This window comes from Alkalinema sp. FACHB-956 (assembly GCF_014697025.1).
In the GTDB taxonomy this organism is placed as follows: Bacteria; Cyanobacteriota; Cyanobacteriia; order Leptolyngbyales; family Leptolyngbyaceae; genus Alkalinema.
The window spans coordinates 486,186-500,829 of record NZ_JACJRC010000001.1; the positions used below are offsets into that span (position 1 = coordinate 486,186).

The following is a 14,644-nucleotide window of genomic DNA, read 5'->3' on the forward strand; positions in this document are numbered from 1 at the left end:
ATCTAGGCTAAGGTTTTATGGTAGTTCCCGTTGATTTGAGTGCACAAGTTCCTCCTGTAGCCACTTTTACAAGCCCCAATGCTGCTGAAATATTGGTTCTTGATGCATCCCTTTCTCCTGAAGAGGTTCAGTTTTTACAACAGTTGTGGGATGCGATCGACTATGGCATTTTTATATTGGAGGTCATCGAAAACGGTCAAGATTTTCGGTACGTCAAGTTCAACGCCACGATGACTCGCACCAGTCCTATTCCTGTCGATTATCTGTTGGGGAAAACGGTGAGAGAGGCACTTCCTCCAACGATTTCCGACATCTGTTTACGACGGTATCAGGCTTGTTTTAATTCTGCCCAAACGGTTTCCTTTGAAGAACATTTTGAATTAGAAGGAAATAGGGTCTGGTGGTTGCTAACGGTCAAGCCTTTGTGCTGGGGGACGGCGGGCATTCAGCAATTGATCGCCACCGCTGTTGATATTACCGCACAAAAGGAAATCGAAGCAGAGATTGGAATTCGTGAAGCGAAGTTTCGACGATTTGTCGAAAATGCCGATGATCTCATCTACGAAGTTGATGCCGCAGGGAACTTCACCTATCTGTCGCCTCAGTTCAAAACCATGTATGGCTATGAGGTGAAAGCGTTTTTACGAAAATCCTTTGTCTCGATCGTCCATCCTGACGATCTGACCCGAGTAGCTGCAAGTAACCAACATTTATTATTGACTGGAGAGCGCCAATCAGGACTGGAATTCCGAACGTGTCGTAGGGATGGCAGTTCAATTTGGATTGTTTGCAATAATTCCCCTATTAAAAATGAATTGGGTCAGGTCATTGGTTTCCATGGAATTGCTCGGGATGTCAGCGATCGTAAAGTGGCAGAAGCCCAACTCCAAGAGCAAACTCGCTACAAAACGCTCCTCAGCCACATTGCCAATCAAATTTGTAATGCACTGAGTTTAAACACAGTTATTGAAACGACAATTCACGCCTTACATGAGCTGCTTGAACTGGATTATTGTGGATTTGGTTGGTTCCACCCCAACGGAGCAGAACCCATTTGGGAAATCATAATGGATGCCAGACCTGAGGGTTTCCCGAGCTATGTAGGAAAGTATCCAGCCTCTTTATTGGGCAGCGGTTCTGACTTACTCATACAACATCAAACGATTATCATTAATGATAGTCAAGACGTTGAAGATCCAGTCTTTCGAGCTTTGCTAGATTCATCTAACATTAAGTCCGATGTCACGTTGCCCATCAGAACTGCGGGCGATCGCATTGGGCTTCTATTTTGTTTGTATTCCCAAAAATACCACCACTGGAGTGACCCGGAAATTGAGTTGCTCAATGCCATTGGGAGTCAAGTCTCGATCGCCATTGACCAAGCTGATCTCTATGCCCAAACACGGGCAAAAAGCCAAAAACTGGAAATCACCTTGCAGGAATTGCGGCGCACGCAAGCTCAGATGGTGCACCATGAAAAAATGTCGAGCCTTGGCCAACTGGTTGCAGGAATTGCCCATGAAATTAACAATCCTGTCAACTTCATTCATGGCAATATCAACTATGCCGCAGAATATACCCAAGACCTTCTGGGGTTAATTGAACTCTATCAGAAGGACTATCCTAACCCGACCTCCGCCATTGCCGACTATATTGAAGAAGTTGATCTAGAGTTTCTCAGTCAAGATTTACTGAAGCTACTGAATTCCATGAAGGTGGGAACGGAACGCATCCGCGAAATTGTGAAGTCCCTGCGCCTATTTTCCCGGTTGGATGAATCGGATGTGAAATCTGTCGATATTCATGAAAGCATGGATAGTACATTAATGATCCTACAGAATCGTCTCAAAGGTAAGCCAAATTGTCCTGGGATTCAAGTCATTAAACAGTATGGTACCTTGCCTTCCGTGGAGTGCTATGCAGGCCAACTCAACCAAGTTTTCATGAACATCTTGGCCAATGCGATCGATGCCTTAGAGGAAAGGGATAAGCATCGTTCCATTCCAGAGATGGAAGCTCATCCCAGCCAAATCACCATTACAACTTCGTTGCTGGAGGAATCCGACGGTAAGCAGTGGGTGGAAATTGCGATCGCGGACAATGGCCCAGGGATTCCTGAAGACATTCAAGGCCGAATCTTTGACCCATTTTTTACGACCAAGCCCGTGGGTCAAGGGACGGGGATGGGACTATCCACCAGCTATCAAGTTATTGCCGATAAACATCAAGGGAGTCTGACCTGCTCGTCAACCGTGGGTCACGGCACGGAACTCGTGATTCGCATTCCCCATCGTTAGAATAGTAAACTATAGGTACGCATAGGGAATTCTGGAATTATTGTGGAGAGTCCTTGAGAATCGTTCTTGAGTATCGTTCCCCCTACTTCCTCTACCTAGGCTAAAGTTTTATGAAAGTTCCCATTGATGGCCCTGGCACTTCGTTTACGGATGGGGTTCTTTCTTCAGAACAACCCGCATTATTACAGCCCCAAGTTTTACAACCCCAAGTTTTACAACCCCAAGTTTTACGACAATTGTGGGATACCTTAGATGGCATTTTTGTCTTAGAGGTCATCGACAATGGTCAGGATTTCCGGTACGTCAAATTCAACGCGACGATGGCTCGCACCAGTCCTATTCCCGTCAATGATTTGCTAGGAAAGACTGTGTGCGAAGCCCTTCCAGCTAACATTGCAGACCTCTATCTGCGTCGATATCAAGCTTGTTTCTCCGCTCAAAAGGCGATTTCCTTTGAAGAATATTTCGAACTCGACGGTCATCGCACTTGGTGGTTACTGACGGTCAAGCCGCTCTCCTGGGGGGAACAGGGTATTCAACAATTAATCGTCACGGCGACTGATATTACCGTACAAAAAGAAATCGAATTAGAAATTAGCTTACGTGAAGCGAAATTCCGGCACTTTATCGAAAATGCAGATGATCTCATCTACGAAGTCGATGCTGCGGGGAACTTCACCTATCTGTCACCTCAGTTCAAAACCATGTATGGTTACGAGGTGCAAGAGTTTTTATTCAAACCCTTTGGTCTTTTCATCCATCCTAACGACTTACCTCGGGTGATTGCTAGTAGTCAGCATTTGTTGCAAACCGGAGAAAAGCTATCAGGGCTTGAGTTTCGCACTCGGCGGAAGGATGGAAGTTGGATTTGGATTGTTTGTAATAACTCGCCTATCAAAAACGAATTGGGCCAAGTCATTGGTTTCCATGGAATTGCTCGGGATGTCAGCGATCGAAAAGTAGCAGAGGCTCAACTCCAAGAACAAAATCGCTATAAAACCCTTCTCAGTCAAATCACCAATCAAATTTGTAATGCACTAAGTTTAAATACAGTTATTGAAACGACAATTCAAGCCTTACATGAGCTTCTTGAATTGGACTATTGCGGGTTCGGTTGGTTACGCCCCCAGGAAGAAGAATCTGTTTGGGAAATCATTATGGATGTCAGACCCGACGGGTTTCCCAGCTACGTCGGAGAATATCCCGTCTCTTTATTGGGGAATGCTTCCGATTTGCTCATACAGCATCAAACGATTGTGATTAATGACAGTCGAGAGGTTGAGGATCCGGTCTTTCGAACTTTACTAGATTCACTCAATATTAAATCCGATGTGATTTTATCTATTAGAACGGCGAACGATCGCATTGGCCTCCTATTTTGTCTATATTCCCAAAAATACCACCACTGGAGTGAAGCGGAAATTGATTTACTGAATGCTGTTGGGAATCAAGTTTCGATCGCCATTGACCACACCGATCTCTATACCCAAGCACAGGCCAAAAGTCAGGAACTGGAAATCACCTTACAGGAATTGCGGCGCACGCAAGCGCAAATGGTGCACCATGAAAAAATGTCGAGCCTCGGCCAATTGGTTGCAGGGATTGCCCATGAAATTAATAATCCCGTCAATTTCATCCATGGCAATATTACCTATGCAGCAGAATATACCCAAGATCTGTTGAATATTGTTGAACTCTATCGGAAAAACTATCCGAACCCGAGTTCCGCGATCGTCAATCAGATTGAAGCCATTAATCTAGAGTCTCTCAATCAAGATCTGCTCAAACTCTTAAGTTCCATGAAAGGTGGAACAGAACGCATTCGCGAAATCGTGAAGTCTCTACGCCTATTTTCCCGGTTGGATGAGTCGGATGTGAAAGCCGTCGATATCCATGCAGGCATTGACAGCACATTAATGATTTTACAGAATCGCCTCAATGGAACAGACAACCAACCCGGAATTCAAGTCGTTAAACAGTACGGCACATTACCGCAAGTGGAATGCTATGCTGGGCAACTGAATCAAGTATTCATGCATATTTTAGCCAATGCGATCGATGCACTCAATGAGAGGGATCGTCATCGCAAACTCCCAGAAATAGCAGCTCATCCTAGTCAAATTACGATTACCACTGCGTTACTGGATGACCCCTGTGGCAAGCAGTGGGTGGAAATTGCGATCGCGGATAATGGCCCAGGAATTCCGGAAGACATTCAAAGTCATATCTTCGACCCATTTTTCACGACCAAGCCCGTGGGGCAAGGGACAGGGATGGGACTATCCACCAGCCACCAAATTATTGTTGATAAACACCAAGGCCATCTGACCTGTGTTTCCACAGTGGGTCATGGAACGGAACTTGTGATTCGAATTCCCCATCGATAACGGGGGTCGATGGCAATCTGTGGGTCGATGGCAATCTGTTATCTGTTATCTGTTGCCAGGGGCGATCGCGCTTTAATGCTCAGAGGTCTATTGGCTGCCTCCGCCTCAAAGTGGCGGTTGCGGACTCAAGAAAAAAGTCTGTAGCAAGAAAAAAGTCTGTAACAGAGTCAACCTGCCACAGACTTATCGCGATACCAAACTCAAACAATAGATAACGGTTGCATTCTGCTGACGGGATGGATGCGCTGTTCCCTTAGCTGACCGACGAACTCACCGAAGTCGCTTCAGCGTACAATTCCTGAATCCAAGCCCACTCTTGCTCCAGGCCCTCGCGCAAGGCTACCTGTGGATTGTACCCCAGGATTTCCCGTGCCTTGGTCACATCGGCTGCTGTATGTCTTGCATCGCCCCGTGCCTTCTCAATGTGATTGCGCTGAATGGGTTTGCCGATAATGTCCTCCATCAGGTTCAGCACGTCTGCCAGCACAACCCGACTGCCACCGCCAATATTGAAAATTTCCCCCACTGCGCCAGGGGCTTTCGCTGCGGCTAAGTTGGCGGCCACTGCATCACTAATGAACGTAAAATCACGGGTTTGTTGCCCATCGCCAAAAATATCGATCGGGCGATCGTTCATTGCAGCCTTAAAAAACTTGTGAAAGCCCATATCTGGCCGTTGACGAGGGCCATAGACTGTAAAGTAACGCAGGGAGACAAACGGAACACCAAAGTTGTCGTGATACAACCCACACAACCGTTCTGCGGCTAGCTTGGTAATGCCGTAGGGAGAAACGGGCTGGGGCGGAATGGTTTCGTAGGTGGGCAGGGTTTCCGCGTTGCCGTAGATGGACGAAGTCGATGCGTAGATAAACCGTTGCAGGTGTTTCGCATCCTTGGCTGCTTCCAGCATCACCTGGGTTGCATTGATGTTGCGCTCTGTATAAGCCCGGAAACTTGTGCCCCAGCTGGCCCGCACCCCGGCCTGGGCCGCTTGGTGATAGACAACATCCACATCCTGAAGCAATAAATTCCAGTCAAGGAATTGAATATCGCCCTCAATCAGTTGAAAATTCGGATGATCCACAAAACTTTGCAAGTTTCGCCGTTTCAACTGCGGATCATAGTAATCGTTAAAGTGATCGATCCCAATCACCCGATCGCCTTGCTTTAACAAGGTTTCGGCGACATGAGAACCGATGAATCCAGCCACACCTGTTACAACATTTATTCCCATACGGCATCCTATTGGGTCAGGATAATACTGTAAATTGAAAGCCTGTCCTTCGCCATCCGCGATTTCATCCCTCAACAGAAATTTGCTGAGTGCTCTCTGAGTTCAATCCTAGTTCTGCGGATTGGCGGGTGGCACCCCAGAAATCCTCGATCTTAGCCCCTGACTTTATTCACTAATCGCTTTAAAAAGCTAGCTTTGGGCGATTTGACCGGAGCAGTCGGGGTTTCAAAGGTGGGCATCTCTTCGCCGAGGTAGCGATGCTTGGCCCACAGATCCCAGTAGGGACAACCGGGTTGAATCCGAATGCCCGCCCAGTGGAGATACTGTAAGGGCTGATTGCAGGTGGGGTCGAAGGGGCGATCGTTGTTCAGCACAAACTGGGGACTGCCCGCCCAGCTACCGGGGGCACCTCCTTCCCGCCGCACGACGTTGAAGCGTTTGGCCACCCGCTTGAGAATCATGTAGTTGATGATGGGCTGGTCGGAGGTTTTTTGGGAAAAGTCGAAGAATTCAGGGTGTTGAGCACATTCAGCAAAGGTTTCCAGCAAGTCTTTTTCCTGGATTACCCCTTTTCTGGACGCCCACCAACCGCCATTAAACAGATCTTGCAAGTCTTGCTCAGTGAAAATGCCTTGGGTTAATACGGCTTCAGAAAAGACGTTTTTGATGCCCCCGCGATGTTGATAGTCGCAGCAGAGGAAATCATAATCCTGCAAATAGTTGAGATTATCAACAATCTTTTCAAAAACAACAATGTCGGTGTCGATGTAGAGAAATTCCTCGAAGGGGCCAAACCAACAGGCTTGCTTGCGGAATTGGTTGGGCCGTGCAAAGAAGTTGCCCCCAAAGGTCTCATGCAACTGCCGAGACAGTCGATCGATCAATTCCAAGTCTTCATAGACGGTGACGCCAAATCGTTGATTCAGCAGGGCGGCAATGCTGTGATAGTTGTCGTCGTAGGGAATTAAAACGATCGGGGTTTCGGTGTCATATAAACGAATGCTATTCAGGAGCGCGATCGCATGATCGGTCACTTTATCATTCGCTGTGATGTAAATGCCACGACTCATGGCGAACTCCTTCAAAGGTGCGTTCAACGCAGGATACTGCATTAGGGTGCCCAATTCAGAGGCAGAAATAAATCCCTTCCGCCAATTCCTACGCAAATTTCTAGCGCGATCGCCCTAACCACAATGCCTTAAAAACCTGTCAACTTAGAAGCCTGTGATTATCACAACTTGCGATTATCGCGGCAAAATATCGTCTAACCGCAGTTGAAGATTGGGGAACAGCGGAGAGACGATCGATTCCCCGAGGTGATTATGAGCCAGCAAGATAGAAATTAGCGACCGATCGGGGTACGGCATAGTTTTTTCAAAATTCGATCGGCCAAGGGGGGGCGATCGCCGGAACGCGGTTTGCCAACAAAGCGGGGCTGCTGGCTGGGATCGTGCCAATAGCGGTATTGTAGAAAAATGTCGCGGTAGGGCAACGCCAGATTTTCCCCCGCACAGAGTCGTTGAAACAAACTGGACGATAAACCAATGTAATGTAAATAGGTGAGCGGAACTTCATGATCATAGAGCTGTCGATCGCGATAGACAAAATGATCCGACGTTACACAGCAGCCCGTTTGTGCTTCCAGCGGCAGTTCTAGCGCGAGGTTATAGACCGACAAATTCGATCGCATCACCCAATAGTTCAACAGCGTTTGGTCAGGAGCCATGCAATAGAGAATCTCTGACTCTCCCGATTGTAAATGGGTTAGTAATTCCTGCAACTGCGTCTCAGAAAAGGTATCTCGCTTCGCCGCATAGAAACCTGAACAGAAAATTTCTCGCGCTAACCGATCGTTCGCAAACACCTGCGACAATTTTGACGATCGATGATTGTACACATGGGAGAGATCGCGATGTTGGAAGTCGTAGACGATCCAGTCATGGGTTGTTAATTGCTGAAATAAGGGACGTACATCCTGGAGCAATAACGTATCCGCATCCATGTAGAGAAAGCGATCGAAGGGCCCATAAAACGCAGCCAAGCGACGATGGGTGCCAAAGCGATAGTAGGGATCTGTCGTAATTTCCTGCCAGCGCTGCTTGGCTTGGGGACAGGCATCCCACATCGCCCGCGCCCAGTGATCCCAATAGGCCAGCACGGCGCGATCGCGAAAGATTTGTACCTGAGGGCGGGCTTGAATCACCTCCGCTAATCGATCGCAGCGATCGTCGTAGGGGAAAATGCAAACGGGAAACTCCGGCCCCATCGTCGCTTCAATGCTGTTGAGCAGCGCGATCGTTTGATCGAGAACCCGATCGTTTGCCAGGGTACAAATGCCATCCATGCGTTTACCCATTCCCCTCAACTACGCTTCCACTACACTTGCAATCACTGCACCTAAAACTTTGCCACATACTCTGCCAGCCAATTCACCAAATTCAACTTGTGCAGGATGATTTGACGGGCTTCGGCGATCGCGTCCTTGGCTTCATACCAAGCATCCGGGGTTGCCGTCACTTCCCGAATGTACTGCAAGCCTTTTTCATCCAAACTGGGCAGTCGCAGAAAACTACCGGGCGGCAAAAGCTTATCCGCAGCAGATCCGCCGTAGTAAATTGGCAAACACCAGCTCAGCAGCGAATCCCATAGCTTTTCGCTGACATACCAGTCATTGTCCGCATAGTTTTCGATCGACAAATTGTAGTAATAGGGAGCCATGCCATACCACTTGTTATTAATTGCACTGGCCTTGGCCCAAGTAGGCAATCCCCGACCATAAAAGTCACAGTCCAGATCACTTTCATGAATTAGTTGGAGAAATGCCAGACGAGTCCGGTGATTAGCCGTGCGATCGATGCCAGAAGTAATCCAGCTACAGGGCTTGACCTTGGGCGGTGGCGGCATTTGCTCCAGTTCCGCAAAGGTGTTGTTAACATACCAAATTGCGGGCATATAGTCCGGTTGGGGAGCGTGGTCATCTGGCCCAGAAATATAGTGGCAGTAGGGTTTTGCCTGGTTATAGGTGGCGATATTTTTATGGACAATTTCTGCCAGCGGAGGTTCGCGCCAGAGAAAAAGGGTGCGTTCCGGGGGAACCCCTCGGCGTTTAGCCTCTAGCGCTGTTTGCAGATCGATAAATTGCTTTTGTCGGCGTTGATTTTTGAGGGGATTCCAATGCCTTTGTGGAACCTGGGGAAAGTCATGGAAGTTATACATCAGCATAAAATCCGGACGCTCCGCATTGGCCAAAATCTGAATACGATCCCATTGGCCAAAGGGTTGCTTTGCTTGATTCCAAAGCCAATCGATCGAGCAGGGGTTCAGCCCCACATAACTGCTCATCATCCCAATCACAGTTCGATTCATCGCACCACCTCCTGGGAACTTGCTAGATCGTCTAAACAGCTGTCCTGCGTGGAGAGATTAGAATCCAATGGGGTGTGGTGACTGGAATCACTAAACTGCATGGCACAAAGTTTGGCGTAGTAACCGCCCTGCTGGAGCAGTTCGGCGTGGGTTCCCTGTTCCACGACGCGGCCTCGATCGAGGGCCACCACTTGATGGGCCTTTTGAATGGTCGAAAGTCGGTGGGCAATCACCAATGTTGTGCGATCGCGGCTTAAATCATCGATTGCCTGTTGCACCAAACGCTCGGATACCGTATCCAGCGCACTGGTGGCTTCATCCAGAATCAAAATTTCCGGATCGCGCAGGAGGGCACGGGCGATCGCGAGCCGTTGTCGCTGTCCCCCGGAGAGTAACACCCCCCGATCTCCGATGAGCGTATCTAAACCTTGGGGTAATTTTTGAATGAACTCATAGGCATTTGCCCGTTGGGCAGCGGCAATAATCTCGGCTTCTGTGACATCAGGACAAGCGTAGGCAATGTTATTGCGAATCGTATCGTTGAACAGGAACGTATCCTGACTGACAACCCCCATGGCCCGCCGCAACGATCGTAAATCGAAATCCCGCAAGTCTTGGCCATCTAAGGTAATCCAGCCTTCGGTGGGATCGTAAAAGCGGGTGAGCAAATCGGCGATCGTGGATTTTCCCGCTCCTGACGCCCCGACCAAAGCCACAGTTTTACCCTTGGGAATCGTTAGAGAAATCTGGCGCAAAACAGGATTTTCTTGACCGGGATAGGCAAAACTAACCTGATCAAAGCGAATTTCGGTCTCTAGTCCTTGGTAGCCGTAGAGATTGCGCTGGGGCATGAGGGGCTTATTGTCGGATCGCAGCAGATCTTCCACGATCGCGAGACTGGGAGTCGCATTGGCCAAGGTATTTCGCGCACTGTTAAGCTGGCCAATCACAGGTAGCATTCGAAAGAGTAGCAATAAATAACTCAGTAACAATGCTGAAGTGGCTGCAATTTGATCCGCAAACAGCGATCGACCTAAAATCACGATCAACAGAATCGTTATAATACCTGCAACTTCATTAACCGGGCCTACGATCGCAAAATTGGCCTGGGATTGAAAATCCGCTTTTTCTCGATCGGAAATCATGCGTTCAATTTTGTCATATTCTGCTGATTCATTGCTCGTTGCCTTAATTAACCGAATCCCATTGAGGATTTCCAGCAACTTCACTGAATACAGTCGAGAGTTATTCGATAACTCATAACCAAAGCGTTTCGCCCGACGAACGAAATATTGATTGGCAATCGCAACGAGTGACAATAACGCTGTAGAAATAATAGTCAGTTTCCAGGAAATCGCTAACAACAGCGTTAAAAATACAAAAATAGTAATGATATTAATGCAAATCCCGATCGTCGCTTTTAAGGCATTGGCAGACTGTCCCACCTCAGAACCAATGCGATTGACGAGATCCCCCACCTTACTTTTCGTAAAGAAATCCAGATCAACCTGCAATAACAATCTCAATGCATCCCGCCGCATCCCATTGGTCAGTAGCCGAATCAGATGTGTCGAACTTAATGTACTTGCATAACTCGCAGCATTTTTGAGAACGATCGCCGCCAGAATCACCCCGAACAATACGATCGCAGAGGGATTCTGATCCAGTCCGGCGAAACGCAGGGTTTTCTCAATTACCGGAGGCAACCCTTTCATGCTCTCAGCTTGCCCTAGGAAATTTAGCAGAATTGGAGCGATGAGTGCCGTACTCACCCCGTTAAACAACGCGCTGGAAAATCCTAGGAGAATGGTGAGAACAATCCAACCAGGATAGCGACGAATATATTTGAGCAGCAGGGGGTTAGGTGAATTCATGGGAGCCTAGGGCCGCGATCGGAAGAACAAGATCAAAAAACAAAATTGGGAACGACAAGGTTGAGGAATAAGCTGAAACAGTGGAGTTTATGAATTGGCTTTGAGGAGTCGTAAAGACTGCAAAACTCGCTGGGAACGGGGGCCTCGGTATTTCTCATACAAAATAAAGTTGGGTGTGCGGCAACGTAGTTGATACAGCAGTTGTAGGAGCCAACGTTGGCGCACGGTCCAAATCTGATTCCAGAGTTTCAAATGCACTGGAATCGTCAGCATTTTGACAAGACGCTGGAAGTTTTCCGTCTGCTTTTCCTGAATGGCTTCATTGACTAGAAGATCGATCGCCGCTTGGCATTGGGGGAGCCGTTGGGGATAGTGCTGCGCCAGGGTTTCATAAAACAGAATGTAATAACTGCACATGTAGACCCAATGATTGGTGCGGTTGGTTTGATGCTTCGTGTAAAAGGCACCGACCATCGGGGTATGGATAAATTCTGCGCCTCGCTCCAAAATTTCGATCGCAAAATACCGATCGCCCAATGCCTTGAACTGCTCCGGGAATTTCGCCAATGCCAAGACACTGCGATGCATCAACATACATTGCTGCAATGCGGGATGGGGCGTGTTGACCAAAAAATCTGGCAGCAACAGCCGCTGCACAAACGTTTCAGAAGAAAGTTGACCAATGGGGTGGGGCTGGCGATCGACAATTTGATCGGCAGTATCCAACAACACCCGTTCATAATCGCAGTAAAGCACCAACCCTTGGGGATCTCGATTTTCCACCTGCGCCAGTTGAGCCCGAATCTTATCGGTATGAATCCAATCATCGGCATCCAAGCACTGAATCCATTCCCCCTGGGCCTGGGCGACTCCAAAGTTGCGCGCAGCAGGCAGTCCGCCGTTCTCTTTGCGAAAATACTGCACGCGGGGATCGAGCTGCACCAAGGCTGCTGCTACCTGGGGGGTTTCATCCGTAGAACCATCATCAATAATGAGGCATTCCAAATCCGTCCAAGTTTGCGCCAAGACGCTTTGAACCGATCGAGCCAAATACTGGCTCTGGTTGTAACAGTTGACGATGATGGAAACTTTAGGTGCCATAGGTGCCATGGTTGTGCCATTTAGATTGCGTGCCATTGATCCGGTGCCATCCCTTCGACGCATAGGCTCTCTAGGAAACCCCTGAACCGACCGATATCCCCCTTCAGTATGGACAGCCTCATCGGTAAATCAACCATTTGTGGGAAAACGACCTGTCAAACCCCTTGCCAAATGCTCTCTTAAACGCCCTCTCCAACCACCTAGCTCGGAGTCAGTGTCGGAGTCGGAGTCGGAGTCAGTGTCAGCGTCAGCGTTAAAGTTATCCCTCGATTACCAACCTGCCGCTGCGCCTTCTCCTCTCGGATCGGCGGCTCCCTCCAAACGACCGTCGGGAAGCGCCACAATCCCGTTGGCATTGCCCCAACTGTCCCGATCGCGCAGTAGCTGTCCCCGATGTTCCAGGGCTTGCCGCGTTAAGGGATCTAAGCCCCATTGCTCCACCCGCAGTTCATCGGGCAACCACTGGTGATGGATGCGGGGAGCGGCGATCGATCGTCGGATGTCCATGCCATGCACCAGATGATTGAGCAAGCTTTGCAGTACGGTGGTGATAATCGTACTGCCACCGGGGGAACCCACCGCCATGCGAAACTTGCCCTTTTCAGTGACGATCGTTGGAGTCATGCTGGACAAAGGTGTTTTGCGGGGGGCGATCGCATTGGCCTCATCCCCCACCAGCCCAAAGGCATTGGGCGTATTGGGAGCCACGGCAAAGTCATCCATTTCGTTATTCAATAGAACTCCCGTCCCCTTGGGCACCACCCCTGACCCAAAACCGAGATTAATTGTAAACGTCAGGCTGACGGCATTACGATCGCGATCGACGACGGTGAGGTGACTGGTATCATCGGACTCCTGGGGCTGCAACGGTTTAAGCTGTTTCACCCCAGCAGGATTGGCCGCTGGAACCTTTGGGTTGACGGGTTGAAACGCCCAAGGATCCACCAAGGGAACTTGACCGGATGGAGTGGCTTGGTTGAGCTTAATTTCTGTGCGACGACGCTGGGCATAGGCTGGACTGATCAGCCCTTGCACGGGAATCGCCACAAAATCCGGATCACCTAAATACTGCGCCCGATCGCGGTAGGCAATCCGCATCGCTTCCACCATCATCTGCACGGTGTCGGGATGGTGCCAGCCTCCAGTATGCAGCGCTGGGGTATCCAATAGATTCAGCATTTGCAGCAGGTGCACCCCACCGGAGGAAGGGGGCGGCATGGAACAGACTTGGTACTGCCGGAAGGGGCCACAGAGGGGTTGTCGCCAAATCGGGCGATAGGTACGCAAATCTTCGATCGACAAAATCCCGCCCTGAACTTGCACATCCTGGACGATCGCCTGGGCAATGGTGCCCCGGTAGAAATTCTGGGGAGAAATCGCGATCGATCGCAGCGTTTTGGCTAAGTCCGTTTGTATCAAGCGATCGCCCGGTTGCAGCGGTTGGCCCTGGTGCGTAAAAATTCGCTGGGCTTCCGGCTGTTGTAGCACCGCTTGCGCCCCTTGGCTGGTGCGGGTGTATTGCCAACTGACGGGAAAACCTTGCTCCGCCAGGTCGATCGCGGGTTCCACCAAGGTTTGCCAAGGCAATTTTCCGTAGCGTTGGTGAACCTCCGCTAGCCCTGCGATCGTGCCTGGAACCGCAACCGCCAAAGCGCCTTTTGTACTGGCCTGCGGGCGAACTTTGCCCCGGGCATCTAAATAGAGGTTGCGGGTGGCTTGCAGGGGTGCCCGTTCGCGAAAATCCAAGGCAACGGTCTTGCCCGTTTTGCCATCGTAGAACAAGAGAAATCCACCGCCGCCTAGCCCCGCCGAAAAGGGTTCCACTACCGAAATGGCCAAGGTGGTCGCCACCGCTGCATCCACGGCATTGCCGCCTTTTTTCAGGACATCCCGACCGATCTGGCTAGCGAGGGGATGGGCTGAGGTGACCATGCCATTAGAGGCCCGATCGAGCAGGGGTTCTGTGGGGGCTGCCATGGCCACTGGAAGCAGACCGATCGCCCCGCCCACCAGCAGCAAAACACTCAGAGATCGAGCGGCGATCGTCCAGCCCGATCGGTTTTCTATCCCGGCGCGATCGTTCGGAAATCCTGGCACAAAAACTGACGCTAAATCCTGCACAGACGACCTCTTAACAATTTCTGACTGCGTGAGTAATGGGGCTGTTATTAAGCAGCGATCGCCTTTCATTATGGCATTGTGCCACTGCAGACAACGGCTTTTATAACCTCTGTAAAATCTAGTAAATCCATGACCCATCAAGAATGTGTTGCCTATCAACTTCAGTAATTGCACTAGATTTTCCTTGATCAAAATTTGCTGCGATCGTTAGATAACTCAATCGGGGAAAAGTAGTGGAAAACCTTGCTGAAAGATATCAATCTG

9 protein-coding genes are annotated in these 14,644 nt (G+C 49.5%); 2 read left to right on the top strand and 7 right to left on the bottom strand.

Annotated features, from left to right (window positions below; all coding sequences use genetic code 11):
* Positions 1–17: 17 nt before the first annotated feature.
* Together H6G21_RS01990 and H6G21_RS01995 are read left to right on the top strand one after the other, a co-directional pair.
* A complete protein-coding gene (locus H6G21_RS01990) occupies positions 18–2,297 on the top strand; it encodes a PAS domain S-box protein (protein ID WP_190569934.1) in 2,280 nt (759 codons plus the stop codon).
* A gap of 110 nt (positions 2,298–2,407) precedes the next feature.
* A complete protein-coding gene (locus tag H6G21_RS01995; protein ID WP_190569936.1) occupies positions 2,408–4,684 on the top strand; it encodes a PAS domain S-box protein in 2,277 nt (758 codons plus the stop codon).
* A 253-nt stretch (positions 4,685–4,937) separates the two neighbouring features.
* Here the strand turns inward: H6G21_RS01995 and H6G21_RS02000 are convergent, their stop codons facing one another.
* The 7 genes from H6G21_RS02000 to ggt all read right to left on the bottom strand — a co-directional run bounded on the left by H6G21_RS02000 (position 4,938) and on the right by ggt (position 14,236).
* Complete coding sequence (locus tag H6G21_RS02000) at positions 4,938–5,918, bottom strand: NAD-dependent epimerase/dehydratase family protein (RefSeq protein ID WP_190569938.1); 981 nt, start codon at positions 5,916–5,918, stop codon at positions 4,938–4,940.
* A gap of 152 nt (positions 5,919–6,070) precedes the next feature.
* Positions 6,071–6,988, bottom strand: coding sequence for an Npun_R2821/Npun_R2822 family protein (locus H6G21_RS02005; RefSeq protein WP_190569940.1), 918 nt, complete (start codon positions 6,986–6,988; stop codon positions 6,071–6,073).
* Between the two features lie 272 nt (positions 6,989–7,260).
* Positions 7,261–8,274, bottom strand: coding sequence for an Npun_R2821/Npun_R2822 family protein (locus H6G21_RS02010; RefSeq protein WP_242041585.1), 1,014 nt, complete (start codon positions 8,272–8,274; stop codon positions 7,261–7,263).
* A gap of 41 nt (positions 8,275–8,315) precedes the next feature.
* Positions 8,316–9,284, bottom strand: a complete 969-nt coding sequence (locus H6G21_RS02015) for a glycosyltransferase family 10 (RefSeq protein WP_190569942.1) — start codon at positions 9,282–9,284, stop codon at positions 8,316–8,318.
* The gene (locus H6G21_RS02020) at positions 9,281–11,158 is read right to left on the bottom strand and encodes an ABC transporter ATP-binding protein (RefSeq protein ID WP_190569944.1); all 1,878 of its coding nucleotides are present in this window, start codon (positions 11,156–11,158) and stop codon (positions 9,281–9,283) included. The genes H6G21_RS02015 and H6G21_RS02020 overlap by 4 nt, the downstream gene beginning before the upstream one ends.
* 87 nt (positions 11,159–11,245) lie before the next feature.
* On the bottom strand, positions 11,246–12,295 hold the full coding sequence (locus tag H6G21_RS02025) for a glycosyltransferase family 2 protein (protein ID WP_199306960.1): 1,050 nt from the start codon (positions 12,293–12,295) through the stop codon (positions 11,246–11,248).
* A gap of 234 nt (positions 12,296–12,529) precedes the next feature.
* Positions 12,530–14,236 carry a gamma-glutamyltransferase gene (ggt, locus tag H6G21_RS02030; protein WP_199306985.1) on the bottom strand — a complete coding sequence of 569 codons (1,707 nt, stop codon included), beginning with the start codon at positions 14,234–14,236 and terminating at the stop codon, positions 12,530–12,532.
* Between the last annotated feature and the right edge of the window lie 408 nt (positions 14,237–14,644).

Bases quoted from the DNA above. Each gene is read 5' to 3' on its own strand.
- H6G21_RS01990 (WP_190569934.1), top strand. From the start codon at position 18: ATGGTAGTTCCCGTTGATTTGAGTGCACAAGTTCCTCCTGTAGCCACT.
- H6G21_RS01995 (WP_190569936.1), top strand. From the start codon at position 2,408: ATGAAAGTTCCCATTGATGGCCCTGGCACTTCGTTTACGGATGGGGTT.
- H6G21_RS02000 (WP_190569938.1), bottom strand. From the start codon at position 5,918: ATGGGAATAAATGTTGTAACAGGTGTGGCTGGATTCATCGGTTCTCAT.
- H6G21_RS02005 (WP_190569940.1), bottom strand. From the start codon at position 6,988: ATGAGTCGTGGCATTTACATCACAGCGAATGATAAAGTGACCGATCAT.
- H6G21_RS02010 (WP_242041585.1), bottom strand. From the start codon at position 8,274: ATGGGTAAACGCATGGATGGCATTTGTACCCTGGCAAACGATCGGGTT.
- H6G21_RS02015 (WP_190569942.1), bottom strand. From the start codon at position 9,284: ATGAATCGAACTGTGATTGGGATGATGAGCAGTTATGTGGGGCTGAAC.
- H6G21_RS02020 (WP_190569944.1), bottom strand. From the start codon at position 11,158: ATGAATTCACCTAACCCCCTGCTGCTCAAATATATTCGTCGCTATCCT.
- H6G21_RS02025 (WP_199306960.1), bottom strand. From the start codon at position 12,295: ATGGCACGCAATCTAAATGGCACAACCATGGCACCTATGGCACCTAAA.
- ggt (WP_199306985.1), bottom strand. From the start codon at position 14,236: ATGGCAGCCCCCACAGAACCCCTGCTCGATCGGGCCTCTAATGGCATG.